This window comes from Paenibacillus sp. ACRSA (genome assembly GCF_022346845.1).
GTDB lineage: Bacteria > Bacillota > Bacilli > Paenibacillales > Paenibacillaceae > Paenibacillus.
On the sequence record NZ_JAKRNP010000001.1, the window covers coordinates 731307 to 747981 of the forward strand.

16 protein-coding genes are annotated in these 16675 nt (G+C 46.2%); 3 read left to right on the forward strand and 13 right to left on the reverse strand.

Translation table 11 applies throughout. The features are described from left to right. From yqeK to spoVAC, 12 genes are all read right to left on the reverse strand, one after another. Positions 1 to 567 carry a bis(5'-nucleosyl)-tetraphosphatase (symmetrical) YqeK gene (yqeK, locus tag MH215_RS03365; RefSeq protein ID WP_239288117.1) on the reverse strand — a complete coding sequence of 189 codons (567 nt, stop codon included), beginning with the start codon at positions 565 to 567 and terminating at the stop codon, positions 1 to 3. Continuing rightward, positions 551 to 1141 carry a nicotinate-nucleotide adenylyltransferase gene (locus MH215_RS03370; RefSeq protein WP_239288119.1) on the reverse strand — a complete coding sequence of 197 codons (591 nt, stop codon included), beginning with the start codon at positions 1139 to 1141 and terminating at the stop codon, positions 551 to 553. Before MH215_RS03370 ends, yqeK begins: the two co-directional genes overlap by 17 nt. 12 nt (positions 1142 to 1153) lie before the next feature. Beyond that, positions 1154 to 1444 (reverse strand): ribosome assembly RNA-binding protein YhbY, encoded by a 291-nt coding sequence (gene yhbY, locus MH215_RS03375; RefSeq protein WP_056695918.1) that lies wholly within the window; start codon positions 1442 to 1444, stop codon positions 1154 to 1156. Between the two features lie 114 nt (positions 1445 to 1558). After that, positions 1559 to 2428, reverse strand: a complete 870-nt coding sequence (gene aroE, locus MH215_RS03380; RefSeq protein WP_239288121.1) for a shikimate dehydrogenase — start codon at positions 2426 to 2428, stop codon at positions 1559 to 1561. Positions 2429 to 2468: 40 nt separating this feature from the next. Then, complete coding sequence (gene yqeH, locus MH215_RS03385; protein WP_056695914.1) at positions 2469 to 3596, reverse strand: ribosome biogenesis GTPase YqeH; 1128 nt, start codon at positions 3594 to 3596, stop codon at positions 2469 to 2471. Beyond that, complete coding sequence (locus tag MH215_RS03390) at positions 3593 to 4120, reverse strand: YqeG family HAD IIIA-type phosphatase (protein ID WP_056695911.1); 528 nt, start codon at positions 4118 to 4120, stop codon at positions 3593 to 3595. Before MH215_RS03390 ends, yqeH begins: the two co-directional genes overlap by 4 nt. A gap of 109 nt (positions 4121 to 4229) precedes the next feature. Beyond that, positions 4230 to 6443: a transglutaminase TgpA family protein gene (locus MH215_RS03395; protein WP_239288123.1), complete on the reverse strand. Its 2214-nt coding sequence runs from the start codon at positions 6441 to 6443 to the stop codon at positions 4230 to 4232. Further along, positions 6440 to 7687, reverse strand: coding sequence for a DUF58 domain-containing protein (locus MH215_RS03400; RefSeq protein WP_239288125.1), 1248 nt, complete (start codon positions 7685 to 7687; stop codon positions 6440 to 6442). Before MH215_RS03400 ends, MH215_RS03395 begins: the two co-directional genes overlap by 4 nt. 3 nt (positions 7688 to 7690) lie before the next feature. Continuing rightward, complete coding sequence (locus MH215_RS03405) at positions 7691 to 8647, reverse strand: AAA family ATPase (RefSeq protein ID WP_056695906.1); 957 nt, start codon at positions 8645 to 8647, stop codon at positions 7691 to 7693. A 220-nt stretch (positions 8648 to 8867) separates the two neighbouring features. Next, entirely contained in the window at positions 8868 to 9218 is a 351-nt protein-coding gene (spoVAE, locus tag MH215_RS03410; protein WP_056695903.1) for a stage V sporulation protein AE, read from the reverse strand. A gap of 2 nt (positions 9219 to 9220) precedes the next feature. Further along, positions 9221 to 10237: a stage V sporulation protein AD gene (gene spoVAD / locus MH215_RS03415; RefSeq protein ID WP_056695901.1), complete on the reverse strand. Its 1017-nt coding sequence runs from the start codon at positions 10235 to 10237 to the stop codon at positions 9221 to 9223. Next, positions 10234 to 10737 carry a stage V sporulation protein AC gene (gene spoVAC, locus MH215_RS03420; protein ID WP_056695899.1) on the reverse strand — a complete coding sequence of 168 codons (504 nt, stop codon included), beginning with the start codon at positions 10735 to 10737 and terminating at the stop codon, positions 10234 to 10236. Before spoVAC ends, spoVAD begins: the two co-directional genes overlap by 4 nt. A 677-nt stretch (positions 10738 to 11414) precedes the next feature. On the opposite strand from spoVAC, the gene MH215_RS03425 reads away from it, so the two are divergent. Then, positions 11415 to 12488 (forward strand): M42 family metallopeptidase, encoded by a 1074-nt coding sequence (locus MH215_RS03425; protein ID WP_239288127.1) that lies wholly within the window; start codon positions 11415 to 11417, stop codon positions 12486 to 12488. A gap of 181 nt (positions 12489 to 12669) precedes the next feature. Further along, positions 12670 to 12990 carry a hypothetical protein gene (locus tag MH215_RS03430; protein WP_128102949.1) on the forward strand — a complete coding sequence of 107 codons (321 nt, stop codon included), beginning with the start codon at positions 12670 to 12672 and terminating at the stop codon, positions 12988 to 12990. A gap of 243 nt (positions 12991 to 13233) precedes the next feature. Here the strand turns inward: MH215_RS03430 and MH215_RS03435 are convergent, their stop codons facing one another. Next, positions 13234 to 13941 (reverse strand): metal-dependent hydrolase, encoded by a 708-nt coding sequence (locus tag MH215_RS03435; protein ID WP_239288128.1) that lies wholly within the window; start codon positions 13939 to 13941, stop codon positions 13234 to 13236. A gap of 275 nt (positions 13942 to 14216) precedes the next feature. Between MH215_RS03435 and nirB the strand changes: the two genes are divergently transcribed. Beyond that, positions 14217 to 16646, forward strand: coding sequence for a nitrite reductase large subunit NirB (gene nirB, locus MH215_RS03440; RefSeq protein ID WP_239288129.1), 2430 nt, complete (start codon positions 14217 to 14219; stop codon positions 16644 to 16646). Positions 16647 to 16675: the final 29 nt, after the last annotated feature.

Below are 16675 nucleotides of genomic sequence, written 5' to 3' on the forward strand. Positions count from 1 at the left end.
TTATAATTGTGTAATCAGATCATTACGTGCAAACATGGTTAAAGGGTAAATCACTCTCCGCTGTGATAACAGCAAGCTAATCGTTGAGTCAAAACCAGCAATTAACCCTTCCTCCAGACTGTGTTCAGCCTGTTCACGGATGCGATCCACACCCGGAAAATCTCTTCCCGGCTCAATATAATCCGCAAGACATACCACTTTATCCAGTAGACTCATGCCCACTCTCCCAGAGGTATGCCAACGAATAGCATTAATGATCTCCAGATCATCAATTCCGTAATCCCGCTGTGCTACAAAAGCACCCACCTCTGAGTGCCAGAGCTGCTTGTCATGCTGCAACAGGTCTTCGTTTAATCCATTGTCACGGATGACTGCTTCCATCTCGGATACAGGCCAGTACTTGGCAACATCGTGCAATATGGCGGCTAGATCCGCCTTTACGGGATCTGCACCATATTTTTCAGCCAAAACTACGGCAGATTGCATCACGCCAAGTGTATGCTTCCAACGTTTCTCAGGCATTTGACCCGAAACAGCTTGGATGAGTTCCTCACGGCTTAGTGCCATATAAACCGCTCCTTACAATATATTCATGAACTGCAACAGGAATCATGAAACGTACCGATTGTCCCTTCGCAAGACGTTTACGTACGGCAGTGGATGATATGTCGACGAGCGGCATCTCTGCCAGCAATACTTTGTCTTGCAGCTCATCGGGTAAATCATCCAGATGAAGCTGAAAGCCAGGTCTGCCTACTCCGATAAAGGTCAAGCGTGCTGCAAGCTCCTCGATCTGTTCCCATTTGGGTAGATAGTTCACCATATCCGCACCAATAATAAAGTAAAAATCATGCTCTGGATAACGACTCCATAGCTCCTTCATCGTGTCGATCGTATAAGATACGCCACCAAGCTCCATTTCAATATCCAGCATCTCATATTGCTGTACATCTTGGATCGCCGCTTCCGTCATATCCAGACGTTGCTGCCCCGAAGCCCCGGCTCCACGCTTGTGTGGTGGAACATGGGAGGGCATGAACCAGATTTCATCCAGTGCATGGGAATCCCTCGCAGCTTCAGCGGCCAACAGATGTCCCATATGGATTGGATCAAATGTCCCACCTATGATACCAATCTTCATGATGTCACCGTCCTAAGGAAGTTCGATTTGTTTGTTGTCGCGTGATTCCTTATACAGGACAATCGTGCTACCAATCACTTGTACTAGCTCACTGCCAGTCTCACGAACAAGTTCTGCCGCGATTTCGTTTTTATCATCTAGATTGTTGTTCAAAATTTGAACTTTCATCAACTCGCGTTTTTCGATCGCATCTTCAATGTGACGGAACAGATGATCGTTTGTGCCACCTTTACCGATCTGAAACACCGGGGTTAGATGATGTGCTTGTGAACGCAAAAAGCGTTTTTGTTTACCTGTTAACATGAATATTCCATACTCCTTATGCTCAGCGCAGACATGTGACAGAAGATCTCTGTCAGGCTTAGCTGTTCAATTATATTTTAATGTCATTATTTATTATTCACTTAATTTTGCTTGTTACTTATCGAAGCTGTCTAGTACCGCTTGTCTCATTGTCTCCACAGGAGCCTGGATACCGAACCAATGTTCAAAAGCCACTGCGCCCTGGTATACAAACATCCCCAGACCACCATGCACTGTACATCCACGTAGGCGTGATTCACGCAGCAGACGTGTCTCCAGTGGATTATAGATGAGATCACTTACGGCTGCGTCTACACGAATCAGTGTAGGATCCACCGGAACATCATCCACGTGGGGATGCATACCAGCAGCCGTTGTATTAATGACAATATCAGCGGAAGCAAGCACAACCGCCGCTTCCTCCATTCCACTGCCTGTAATCTCACCTAAACCATGTGCCCGCAGATCCGAAGCGAGTTCGACGGCTCGCTCAGCTGTACGATTCAATATATGAATGCGTTCAGGCTTCTCTAGAGCCAGCGCATATATGACTCCTCTAGCAGCTCCTCCTGCACCTAGCACAGCGATCCGTTTGCCTGCAAGGTCAGGCACAGCTTCTTCCTTAAGTGACCGTACATAACCAATGCCATCCGTATTATAGCCTATCAGCTTTCCGTCCTTATTGACAATGGTATTCACTGCACCAATCAACCGTGCACTCTCATCGATCTCATCCAGATAAGACATAACATGCTCCTTATGAGGAATGGTGACATTCACACCGCGATACCCCAGAGCAACAATGCCTCTAACCGCTGCCTGCAATTGTTCGGGATGAACATGGAGTGGCATATAGATTCCATTCACTTCTGCAGCCTTTAAAGCTGCATTCTGCATAGCTGGAGACTTGGAATGAGCAATAGGATCACCCATAACACCCAGCAACGCTGGAAGTGAAGTCGTGGTTTTCTTTTGTTCAGACAACGCGTCCACCTCCGATCTGATGAAAATGTTACTGACCTGGTTAGATCAGAGAAGGACGAACGAGTACTCGGATACCTTTAGGTACATGAACAGCTACGAGAGCCCCATTGTCTCCGTTCACTTTAACCCAGCCTAGACCGGAGATAAAGATATCGGATTGACTTCCACGTTTGATGCGGAATTCATGACGAGTCCATTCTGGCATCTCCGAAGCACCTTCGCGTGTTGGCGGGGTAAGCAATTCTCCAAGATGATCACGGTACAATTCATCCGCGCGTTCTAGCTTCGTCCGGTGAATATTCAACGCTGTGCTGATAAAACATGTAAAGGATTGACGTTCACCCTCTACAAAGTCGAAACGAGCCATACCGCCAAAGAACAGCGCTTGACCTGCATTCAATTGATACACGGCAGGCTTAAGCGGCTTGTCCGGCATAATTGCAGCTAAGTCTTTGCGAGATACGATCTCACTGAAACGCCATGGATACACGATCCCTGGTGTATCAATAATGAACTTTCCATCTTCTAATGGAATGTTCACCATATCCAGTGTTGTTCCTGGATAACGGGATGTTGTCAGTTCTTGTTCCAGATCACTGTAGTCACGAATCAGTCGGTTAATCAATGTAGATTTACCCACATTAGTGCCCCCGACCACGTAAACGTCACGATCTTCACGATAAGTGCTTACCAATTCAAGGAGACGTTCGAAGCCTTGATTTTGCTTAGCGCTAACGAGCAACACATCTACAGTGCGCAGTCCCTGCTCCTTAGCTTGTTTTTGCACCCAGTTGCGAACCTTATTCCAGTTTGTTACTTTAGGTAGCAAGTCCGTTTTGTTTACTACAAGTAATACCGGATTGTTACCGACAAAACGTTGTAGGCCAGAGATCACGCTACCGTCAAAGTCAAACAAATCAACGATATGGATGACAAGTGCATCCTTATCCCCGATCTGGCTCAGCAATGCTAAGAACTCGTCTTGGTCAACGGTGACTGATGACGATTCATTATAATTTTTGATACGGAAACAACGCTGGCATATTACCGGTTCGCGATCCAGCGCCTTCTCAGGGATAAATCCGGGTTTATCCTGATCTTCTGTTTGCAGATGCACCCCGCATCCGCTGCATCTTACGGCAAGATTGCCGTTATGCGTGTCTGTCATTTCTTATTTTCCTCCTCAAGCCATAAGCCTTTCTTGCGTAAACTCGTTAGAGCAATCCGTTCCACGCGTCGATTGAAGCGGGTCATGAATCCTTCATCACCGATGGAGATGGGTAATACCAGCACGGTATGAAGCCCTAGCCGGTTACCTCCATATACATCAGTTAACATCTGATCACCTACCACAATCGTTTTATCTGGAGTTAACTCCATCATTTTCATTGCTCTACGAAACGGTGCATTCGATGGTTTGCGTGCACTGTGCACAAACTGGATATCCAGTGGCGTAGCAAACAAGGATACACGATTCAAATTGTTATTGGACACAATCATCAGCTTGAAGCCTGCCTTTTTCACACGTGCAAACCATTCAATCAATTCTGGCGTTGCATCAGGGGCTTTAGCTCCAACAAGCGTATTGTCGAGATCAGTTATTATTCCACGATAGCCTTGAGCGTACAGCTCTTCCAGATTAATGTCAAAAACTGTGTCTACTCGCAGCTTGGGCATTAACATTTTAAACAAAGAAGTCACCTCAGTTTCATACGACACACTATATCACAAATCCGTCTTTCCTGAAAATGCATACAACGCTTGATGCGCTGGAAAAAAGGAAAAACGGGACAGGCGATAATTACGCCCGTTCCGCTTTGAGTTCCTTCCGTAGCTTCAAGGCTGTCTCATACACTGCCTTCCAATCATCTGAAGTTACAGATGCTGGACTATAACGCGTGCGTTCAAACCATGTTAACAGTTCATGCAGCGTGGCTGCAGATGCTGGTACAGACTGGCTCCAGCGGTTAACTGATTCACGCAGCGTTTCATCCCCACTACGGGTTAAGCCTTTGCGTTTCACATAACGAATCCAGCGTTCCGTTTCAGCTACAACCTTCTGCTCTGGTGTAAGCGGCTCGCCTGTTCGTAGACGAAGTAACAAGAAACGAAGAGAGAAGCGGTTCCGCCAGAACATGTAGGCAACCCATGCGATCAGGATGGCTACAGCCATCCAAATGACGAATGTTGGTACACCAGATGTCGCTTGCTCAGATACAGGTGTCTGTTCTTCTTCTTGCACCGGCTCTTCTTCTGGCTGCTCTTCAGGCTCGTCAACCGGCTGCACATCAGGTGCCTCTGTTAACAAAGGCATATCGAAGCCTGGTGTCGCTTCAACTGGAATCCATCCATACTCACCAAAGTAAACTTCAGCCCAAGAGTGAGCATCTGCATTGGTTACTGTATAGGTGGTCTCAATCTCAGAGCCAGGTTGACGAGGTGCCTGCATGTCTGAGTTGAGAGACAATTGTCCTGGTGCATAACCTTTAACCCAACGAGCCGGAATCCCTTCAGAACGCGCCATCATAACTAGAGCTGTGGAGAAGTAATCGCAGTAACCTTCCATTACATCGAATAGGAATCCTTCGACAAAGTCACTGCTCACTTTCCGGGATAAGTCCGGATTATTGGTGTATTCAAAATTGGTTTGTAAATAGTTTTGCAGTAATGCTACTTTTTCATACGGAGTATTTGCAGAAGCCGTAATTTCGTTTGCTAAGTCCGTGACTCGATCCGGGAAACGGGACGGCAACTGTAAATACATATCGTCGGCTGGATTACTTCCGTACAGATCGTCAAAAGATTTTGTACGAAGCTCATCCTCTACAACCACTGGCGCTTCAGATACGACTGTATACGTTTTGGGATACTGAGGTTGTTGTCGATTTGTCATCAACAGCAACTCAGCCTGCTCTGGATTCCAGAGCATTCGATTAGACTCCGTCTGTCCATCAATGGAAGTGACCTCTGCAATGGAGTACGCTCCAAACATAATCGGATAAACCGTATCGTTCAGCATCGTTACTTTTTGCGTCACTTGTTTCGTATTCCCACTACCTGCATCATCATTCTGCAACGTTTCGCCAGGCTGCACCTCTTCAGTCGAAGCCCGTCTACGGTCATCCCAGCCTGTTCCGGTGTACTCTTCACGAGTCTCACCACGCCAGTAACTACGCTCATTGGTCTGTACAGACATCACAGGTGTGTAGTCAAAGTTAAAACCACCGCCAAGTTGATTATCTTCACGACTATATCCAGACTCTGTTGAATTTGGAATATCGAGTGTTCCATTGCCGGCCTGACTGGTCGAAGTTCCGGTATAGTTACGCCATGCTGTATATGGATCTGTCAGCGTAGGCGGTACTTCCGGCATGTTCACACTTGCTACAATAATAAGAGAAAAAATGATGGCGATATTGGCAATGATTTTGTATGGATACCGAATGAGACGCTTCCAGCCTTGTGGATAATAAACTTGAAAGTTCCGGAAGTGCTGACATACTAACCAACCCATTCCTGCAAACATCACCCAAGCAACCTCAATCCATAGGGAAATCTGAGTGAAGGAATCCAGAATACCCATGGATACAATATTAATACCCAAGAATACTAGAATGCGCCGAGTTGTGTTTACTAAGCGTAACGCAGCTTCAAGCATGACCCAGGCACATAGGGAAAACCAGATATATGGATTAGAGTTATAGATAAATTGCTCCATCCGTTCCGTAAACGGACCATAAGGAATATACACAGAGTAATCAATTAAGGTTTTATGCAAAATATAAATAAGAACAATCGCTTTAATGATCGTGCGATAGATAAGCTTAAATGGCAAAATCACTTCAAGTACACTCATAGCTGCCAGCGTCCACAATACCAAAGAGGTCGTCTCGTTATACCATGATTCCTTGGTAAACGACAGCCACTGCATCGCGATCAGAAAGATCCATAGTAGCGATGCGGCTTGATACCACGATCTTTTGCCAGATGCTAGTTGTTTGCCTGTTGTATTCATGCGGAACCTCCCCCCATAACCGTTGGGAGCTCCTGAAGATGGGCAACCGTGAAGGATCTTGTACCTCTACCACGCAGCATGGCAGACCACTCTGCGCTCTGACGAGAGCCTTGGGGATCGATCACGACATGACAAGGTGTCATCCCCCGGGTATCCGCCCATCTTAACAATTCTAATGCCTTCTCATCCTTCTGAGGTGAAATCAAAACGAAATAAGCTCCTTGCGGCAACTGACGCCCAAGCTTCTCTACACCCGGAAGCAAGCGACGATCCTGCCCGTTGTATTGAACGTCCACCAGATGATGCATCATCTTCTGACGGTCAATGAGACTTTCGCTAGGTGCGAGGAATGTGTTCTTATCAGACAAGGTCATCAATCCCATCCCCATCCGCTCTCTTGAACCATATTCCAATAAAGATGCTGCAGTGGACACCGCTAATTCAAATGTTTCACTCTGTTCATAGCTAGCTGCCAGTGCATCGATAACCAGAACGGTTTTGGGCACAGATTCGTGCTCAAACTCTTTCGATTTCCATGAACCGGTCTTCGCTGTGGCATTCCAATGAATGCGAGAGAGACGATCCCCGTATACATAGTCGCGGACACCATTAATCTGGGTTGTTTCTCGGCGTGAGCGTGTCTGTGCTGTCTGTGGCCCAGATAATCGTGATTTGCGATCATATAACTGCCAGTAGGGGATAAACACAGTTCGTGGTAACACTCGAAATTCACCCTTGGCCTTAAACGTCCCGCGATGCTCAATCAGTCCAAAAATATCTTCACTTGAACATTCCGTTTCGGAAAACACATATTTTCCACGTTCGAGCGGCGGTGTCTGAAACGACAGTTCACCAACGCCCCTCATATTGGGAATTAGGCTCTCACGGAACGACCATGATTCACCATTGTGGCGATGTAACATCTCGCGCACGACCACATAAGGAAGTGGCAGAAATCCTGGAATGTTCACTCGAAGCTGAACTTGAACCTGATCGCCTGCATGTAGCAATTCTTCATGATCCTGACCTGATGACAGTGCCCTGGCTCCCTTAGCGCGTCTTACACCACTAAAACCAGCAATGGCAAGGTACAGACAGAGCAGGGTAACCATTGATAATAACATGATGGATGTCTTACCACCTTGAAATAGAACATATGCAAGGCAGCACATCCACACCGCCGCGATGCTCCAAACGCGGGGGTGCCGTATCCCTCTTTTGATGGTACTCAAAAGCGGCTTCATAAACTATTGCCCCATAGAAACGGGCACACGTATCTGCTGAAGTACAGAGTTCAGAACGGCTTCAGAACTCATGCTATCCAGTCTCGCCTCAGGACGTAGCACAATCCGATGAGAGATGACATATGGCGCCATCGTCTTCACATCATCCGGAAGCACATAGTCCCGTTCCTGTAAGAAGGCGAAGGCTTTTACCGCTGACATAAATGAAATGGCCGCCCGCGGGCTGGCACCTAGCAATACGGATGGATGGGAGCGTGTGGTACGAACAACATCCAGCAAATAATCCATCACTGGATCACCAATGAATACTTCCTTGATCTCCTGCTGGATCGCAGAGATCTGATCCATGTGAGTCACCGACTCGAGTCGGTCAACCGGTTGACCCGACTGATGCTGCTTCAGCAGTGTTTTCTCGATATCCTTATCTGGATAACCAAGGCTTATTTTCAACATAAACCGGTCAAGTTGTGCCTCCGGCAATGTATATGTTCCTTCAAAATCAATCGGGTTCTGCGTAGCACAGAGCATAAACGGATGTGGCAAATCGTACGTATCTCCGTCTACCGTTACACTGCGTTCTTCCATAACCTCAAGCAATGCCGATTGAGTCTTCGTTGTAGCTCGGTTAATCTCGTCTGCCAGCAATATGTTCGTCATGACTGGCCCTGGACGGAAGTAAAAGCGCTCATCACGTGGGTGGAACACGGATACACCTGTAATGTCACTCGGTAAAATATCTGGATTACATTGAATACGTCGGTATTCGCCGCGCATCGATTTGGATAAGGCTTTGATCAGTTGTGTCTTGCCTGTTCCCGGTACGTCTTCAATTAAAACGTGGCCGCCTGCAAGCAAAGCTGTGAGCAGAAGTTGAATTTCAAAGGATTTCCCCATTATGCAAGATTCTAGATTAGAACGGACTGCTGAAATGATTTGGATCGACTCTTTGCGCACAGGCATATGTCTAACCTCCTAAAAAAGCATACAGATTTCCTTTTATTGTACATGATCCATGGGCGCGAGTACACTCGAAGAGAATCACAATTTGTTTCCAGCCGTCCGATTCACCGCTATTCACGCATGAATACGACAAAAAGAGACCCGGATAAGAGTTATCCGAAGCCTCTTTGGAAATTCTTTTCTTCTATCTGCCCACACTGCCCCTGTACCACTACAACGATCAGCCTTTTGGACGAACAACAAGTGCCGCAAGAAATGAGAAGATAATCGCTGCGGAAATCCCTGCTGCAGTTAGATCGAAGATACCAGTAATTACACCAAGCCAGCCTTCTTTCTCCAGTTCGGTTAATGCTCCATGGACTAAGGAATTACCAAAACTCGTAATGGGAATGGAAGCACCTGCACCCGCAAATTTCACCAGTGGATCATAGAGACCAAAGGCATCAGCCACAGCGCCTGCAACTACCAACGTACTCATCGTATGTGCTGGTGTCAGTTTGACCCCATCCATAAGAAGCTGTCCAATGACACAGATTAAGCCGCCAACGATAAATGCCCACAGAAATTGCATTTTTATCCCTCCTTCTCGATGGAAACGGCATGTGCAATACAAGGAATACTCTCGCCCTGCTGGTAAGACAGCGGTGACAATAAAGCTCCCGTAGCTACCACCAGAACACGTTTTAAATCGCCCTTTTGCATCCGGTTTAGAATATGCCCATAGGTTACAGATGCGGAGCAGCCACAGCCACTTCCCCCTGCCACAACCTGAGGCTGCTTCTTACGGTCGTAGATCATCAATCCACAGTCGTTAAACACCGTTTGTTCCATTGGAATGCCTTCTTTATGCAAAAGTTCTTTGGTGATCGGTAGTCCGACCGAAGCAAGATCTCCCGTAACAATAAGATCGTAATAACCCGGCTCAAGCCCTGTATCACGGAAATGGGAAACCAACGTATCCGCAGCCGCAGGTGCCATAGCTGCTCCCATGTTAAATGGGTCTTTAATGCCCAAATCCATAACACGACCGATCGTTGCATGTGTAATGACAGGCCCTTCGCCTGTACGCGATACAACTCCGCAGCCTGCACCTGTGACGGTATACTGTGCATAAGGCGGCTTCTGTGACCCATACTCGGTCGGATAACGAAACTGCTTCTCTACGGTACAGTTGTGACTGACCGTCCCTGCAAGAACGTAGTCACCGCCACCAGAATCTACAATGAGAGAAGCCAGTGCCAGACTTTCCATCGAGGTGGAGCATGCACCAAATACACCGAGGAAGGGTGCTCCTAGCTTACGAGCCGAGAACGAACTACTGATGATCTGGTTCATGAGATCTCCACCAATGAAAAACTGAAGCTCTTCTTTGGTAATATTCGCATTGATCAACGCTAGTTGAGTCGCCTGCTCTAATAGCTTGCGCTCCCCCTTCTCCCATGTTTTCTCGCCAATCTCCAGATTGTCGTATACGTAGTCAAAGTCAGAGGCGAGCGGTCCTTGTCCTTCGTCAGGCCCCACAACAGCAGCCCTGCCGACAATACGTGGACGATTTTCAAATTTCCAGGTTTGACGTCCTAATCGCTTCATAGATGTCCTCCCCCATATCCGAGAAAGGCGTACACGATCCCGATAATAAATGCTGCGACTACACCAAACACGATAACGGAGCCAGCCAGTTTAAACATATTTGCACCTACACCAAGTACCAACCCTTCCGCCCTATGCTCCAGTGCCGCAGAACACATGGAGTTGGCAAAACCTGTAACCGGAACTGCTGTACCTGCCCCTGCCCATTGTGCGATTTTATCGTATACGCCAAGACAAGTGAGCACGACCGAAATAAAGATCATCACCGCTACGGTGGGACTTGCTGCTTCCTTTGACGTCATATCAAATCCCGCCATGAAAGCTTCTTGAATAGCCTGTCCAATCAGGCAGATAAATCCACCAACAAAAAACGCTTTGATACAGTTGGCCACAAGAGGACGTGCGGGTTCATGCTTTTTGGCTACCTTTTTATATTCTTGTTCACTTATGGACAGTGATGGTGATTTTTTGCTGCCGGTTCCTTTCGTCTGAGCTGGCAATGTACAGAACCTCCTTCGAAATGGAATGAGAACGCGAATTCATTCCTGTATGCAATGGTTGGACGTGTGTAATCCTAGATACATTGTTTGTCAATGTTCAGAAGGTTATGTATCCGGCGAAATGCAGCATATGTTTCCAGTGTGTTAACGATTTGAATTTGCTGATATAAGCGCCGGATCATTTCTATTCATAGGGCTACAAACTAAACTGCATTCTAATAAAGCTTTCCCTCTATGCCTTCCTTGAATGTATACAATCATGCTCTTACAAATAAAGCAGGATGATAACGAGTAAAATAAATAAGACGATGAAAAGAACTGCTTCATTACCTTCATCAGGTGGCTTCATCTAGTTGTATGCAACTCCTTCCTATTGCTCAAACGTATAGAACAAGAGATGTGGTTTCCCTAAGAGGTAAACCATTCCTATCTATGTATTCCTATTCAAACAGCTATTCGGTGGATCAGGGCTTGTGCGGATTTCATACAAATATGCAGTGAAAATCAGAACTCAATATGCCTGATATACGTGACGTAAACATGGACAATTACGTGCGCAAGGTTCATACTGGTTATGACCGGTGGTTAATAATTGATCCTGATATGAACAGGATTTCATGTCCAGCAGCCGTTCTGCTGAGACTTGAACTACATAAGAACAGAGGAGTTGTCCACATATGAATGAAAAAACAATGGATATGTTTCGCACACTGACCGAATTCCCTTCTGCTTCGGGGTTTGAACGTGAGCTTCGCGGTTGGATGAAAGATCAGCTTTCCGCTTACACGGATGAATTTGTTCAGGATCGCTTGGGTAGTCTGTTTGGTGTATTACGCGGGGATGAATCAGGCCCTAAAGTAATGGTTGCTGGGCATTTTGATGAAGTAGGCTTCATGACGACTGGCATTACAGAAACCGGTATGATTAAATTCCGTCCACTGGGTGGATGGTGGAGCCAGGCTGTATTGTCACAACGACTTCAGATCATCACACCTGAGCGCCGAATCACTGGGGTTGTAGGCTCTACACCTACACATCTATTGGATGAGTCCCAGCGCAGCAAGCCGGTGGATCTGAACACAATGTACCTGGATATTGGTGCAGATAACCGGGCGGAAGCCGAGTCATGGGGCATCCATCCGGGCATGCAAATTGTACCTATTTGTGAATTTACACCCATGGCGAATCCGAAGAAAATCATGGCTAAGGCGTGGGATAACCGTTATGGCGTTGGACTTGCACTGGAACTCGTTCAGGCACTTCATAAAGAAAAATTGCCTAATATTCTATATTCCGGAGCAACCGTTCAAGAGGAATTGGGTCTTCGCGGCGCACGTACCGCTGCAAATCTCATTGAGCCTGATATCTTCTTCGCACTCGACTGCAGTGCAGCCAATGATATGACAGGAGACAAGCAATCCTTTGGGCACATTGGACAAGGAGCATTGCTGCGTATTTTTGATCCAGGCATGTTCACCCACCGGGGTATGGTTGAGTATGTACAGGATACAGCATCCTCCAACCAGATTAAGATGCAATACTTCATCTCACCGGGCGGAACAGATGCAGGACAGGTTCATCTGAGCGGTATTGGTGTCCCTTCCACCGTTATTGGAATCTGCGCTCGTTACATTCACACTTCTTCCTCCATCATCCATACAGATGACTATGATGCAGCGAAAGAATTGATTGTGAAGCTTGTCAAAGGGCTGGATCGCTCCACGATGAATACAATTATCAATAATGCTTAACATCTGAACGTACGCTTTATATCAAGAGATGTCCTGACTATGTCGGGATGTCTCTTTTTTACGTTTTCACCAATATTGCGTGGTCAAAAAGGATAGATTAATAGGTCGAACATTATAGGAAATTACACATAAGATACAAGAACGGAAGAAGAATCAAACACCAAGCGGCGGGGGAGCTTCTATGGCAGTAAGAAAGAATGGAAAGTCTAATAAGGGCTCCAAAAAAGAGAATGCTGCCAACTCCCTACTTGGCGGTAATCTTAAAGGAAGAAATCTGGAGCTTATTGTGGCAGCATTACTGGTGAGCGGGAAGCTCAGAGTGGATGCGGTTACGTTGTTTCGCGAAGCTACACTTGTCGTTGAATTGGTCGGGCAATATAAAACGCTACAACAGATTACACCATCGAATCAAGACAAACTTGTGCAGTTTCTAGATGAGATCGGTGGCGATATGACGTTAAATGATGTTATTCGGGCATTTCAACAAAGAATCAATTCCTAACACCAAGAAATGAGGTTGAGATCATGTCTGACTTCGATGGAAATGGATTCGCCGAGCTAATTATCATTGTCATTCTTGTTGTTTTATTCGTATATGGTTCCTCAGATATTGATAGCCTAACCGATGCCCCTTCCCAAGCCTGAGTCGGCGACAGCCCCACCCTAGCATGCAGGACAAAAATCATATGTATCCCTACAAACGCCAGTCTGAGCCTCATTGTACAGACTGGCGTTATTGGGATCGTTAGAGAAATAGGGGTGAAAATGCAATCCAGGCAAGTATGAGCGTAAGTACAATGCACACATTCTCAACGACGGCTCCATGCTTGGTTCCGGTACTCATTAAATTCGCACGTATACGCCACTTAAGTGGCGGTAGTGGACGAATTCCCCGATTCGTTAATGAATCAGCAAGTAGATGCATAGCATAGGCTGTACCCCCAGCGATCCAGATCTCCGGTTGCAGTTGCGCAGTCGTAGTATACAGCAGTCCTGCCCACACCGCAGTTCCATACACTGTATGCGTTAGTCCCCTGTGTGTCAGCGTTGTACATAACATCAGCAAACTACCTGCAATCCAGTTCCAAGGTGCAAATACATGACCATAGAAAACCAGCCCCAAGCCAATCGCAAACATTAACACTTTACGGAGTGATCTTGAAGGTAAAAATGACACCATACCAATCAAGATAGCAAGTAACAGATTCCAAGGTTGACTCTGAACATAGAAGTACACAAACACCGCCGTTGGTAACAAAATCGTCTGTAGCAGCCTAATGAGACTGTTTGGCAGAGCCTTCGAAACCAATAGCGAGTTGGGTTCATCGATGTCAGGCAACAGTGAACCGATCAGCGCCACCGTTACTGCTGGAGCTGTTACAGGCAGGCCTGTGAATTGAAGAACAGAAAGTGATACCCCTGTTCCAATAATAAGGTGGGATCTTCCCATCATGATGCAAAAACTTCCTTTCGACGAAATAGGGAACATAACTGACCCACTTCTGATATTACACTGATTTCAAAATGAGAACAATAGTTCGTATATCCTTATTTATTTTCAAAATTAATTTTGAATTCTGTGACTGGGACCACAGTTTTTATTTTGTGAGGAGTTTATCGTTATTTGTGAAATTTATCACATTAGATGATGCCAATCATCTGTATGATTAAAATATAAACCACTAAAAATGTTAGTAATGTACAGTCTATCCAAGGAGGCTTATACACATGAACGGAAATAAAGAAAAACTGGTCGTCATCGGTAACGGCATGGCAGGAATTAGTACGGTTGAGCAAATTTTAAAATTAAGCTCCCGCTTCGATATCACAGTTATTGGTACAGAACCCTACCCTAACTATAACCGCATTATGTTGTCCTACGTGCTGGAGGGCAGCAAAACGTTGGATGATATTGTACTCAATGACCTGCATTGGTATGAAGAATACGGCATAACGCTGCATATGGGTACAACGGTATCCAAAATCGATTCGAATACACGCGAAGTGGTGACTACAGACGGTTCGCGCGTCCCTTATGACAAGGTCATCATTGCAACAGGCTCCAATTCCTTTATTCTTCCTGTGCCTGGACACGATAAACAAGGCGTTGTTGGATTCCGGGATATCGCTGACTGTAATACAATGCTGGATGCAGCGAAGAATTACAAAAAAGCAGCTGTCATTGGTGGCGGATTGCTCGGTCTAGAAGCAGCTAAAGGACTGGTTCAGCTCGGCATGGAGGTTACCGTTGTTCACTTAATGCAGGATCTCATGGAACGTCAACTAGATTCCACAGCTTCTGCCATGTTAAAGGCTGAACTTGAGCGCCAAGGCATCCAATTCAAAATGGGCGCACAGACATCCGAATTGCTTGGCGGCGAGCGTGTTGAAGGTATTCGTTTTGCAGATGAATCGGTACTGGATGTTGATTTTGTTGTTATGGCTGTCGGTATCAAACCGAATATCACTGTTGCTCGCGAGAGTGGCATGGAAGTCAATCGAGGCATCATTGTTGACGACTACATGCAAACTTCTCTTGAAAATGTGTATTCCGTCGGAGAATGTACAGAGCATCGCGGTGTGTGTTACGGCCTCGTCGCTCCATTATTCGAACAAGGTATGATTCTGGCTAAACATATATGCGGTGTTGAAACTGCACCTTATGAAGGTTCTGTAGTATCCACGAAATTGAAAATTTCGGGCGTAGATGTATTTTCGACAGGTGAGTTTATCGATGGTCCTGAGCACACCGTTATCTCTCACAAAGACGAATGGAAACGCACGTACAAAAAAATTCTACTTCGCGATAATGTGATGGTCGGCGCTGTATTGTTTGGTGACATCACCGATTCAGCGGAGCTGCAAAAACTGATCAAGCAACAAACGGAGATGACCGATGATCTGTATGCTTCCCTGATGGGCACAGGCTGCGGTGGTCATAAAAAAACAACCTCTGTTGAAACGATGCCAGAAGATGAAATCGTCTGCGGATGTAACGGAGTAACCAAAGGAACCATTGTGGACGTCATCACGAATCAAGGCCTTACAACGGTGGATGAAATCAAAGCTTGTACAGGGGCTACTCGCTCTTGTGGTGGATGTAAACCGGTCGTTGAACAAATCTTGCAATATGTACTTGGTGATAATTTCACAACGGGTGCCAAACAGGGCATTTGCGGATGTACTTCCCTAAGCCGTGATGAGATCGTAGCGGAGATCAGACAGAAAGGTCTGCAAACGACCAAAGAAGTGATGAACGTATTGGGATGGACTCAGCCTGAGGGCTGCTCGAAATGCCGTCCTGCAATCAACTATTACTTGGGTATGATTGCACCGGATACACATGAGGATGAGAAAGAATCCCGCTTCGTCAACGAACGGATGAACGCCAATATTCAAAAAGACGGAACCTATACCGTTGTGCCACGGATGTATGGTGGGGTTACAACACCTGAAGACTTGAAACGTATCGCTGATGTATCGGTCAAATACGATGTAAAAGCCGTTAAAGTGACTGGAGGACAGCGTCTAGACTTGATTGGTGTCAAAAAAGAAGATTTGCAAAACGTATGGGCTGAGCTCGATATGCCTTCAGGTTATGCTTATGCCAAATCACTTCGTACCGTCAAAACATGTGTAGGCTCACAGTTCTGCCGCTTCGGTACACAGGATTCGATGGCTATGGGTGCCCTAATAGAACGCAAATTCGAACGCTTAGACTTACCTGCTAAATTCAAATACGCCGTGAACGGCTGCCCACGTAACTGTGCAGAAGCATGTACGAAAGATATCGGTATCGTCGGAAACGACGGCGGTTGGGAAATATTCATCGGCGGTAACGGCGGGATCAAAGCTAGACTTGCGGACTCCCTCTGCAAAGTGAAAACGGACGAAGAATTGATCGAGCTGTGCGGCGCCATCATGCAACATTATCGGGAGACTGCCAACTACCTTGAACGGACTTCGGAATGGGTAGAACGTGTGGGTCTGGAATCGATACGTGCAGTTGTGGTTGACGATATTCAAGAACGTAAAGCGCTAATGGAACGAATTGAATTCGCACTTGGACACGTGGAAGAACCTTGGCAAAAGGCGATTCGAAATGAGCAAGGTGAGAACAAACTATTTCACGGTATTGAAGTAACTGCTCGTCCGTAGCATGCAGGATAAACCATTACAGATAAGGA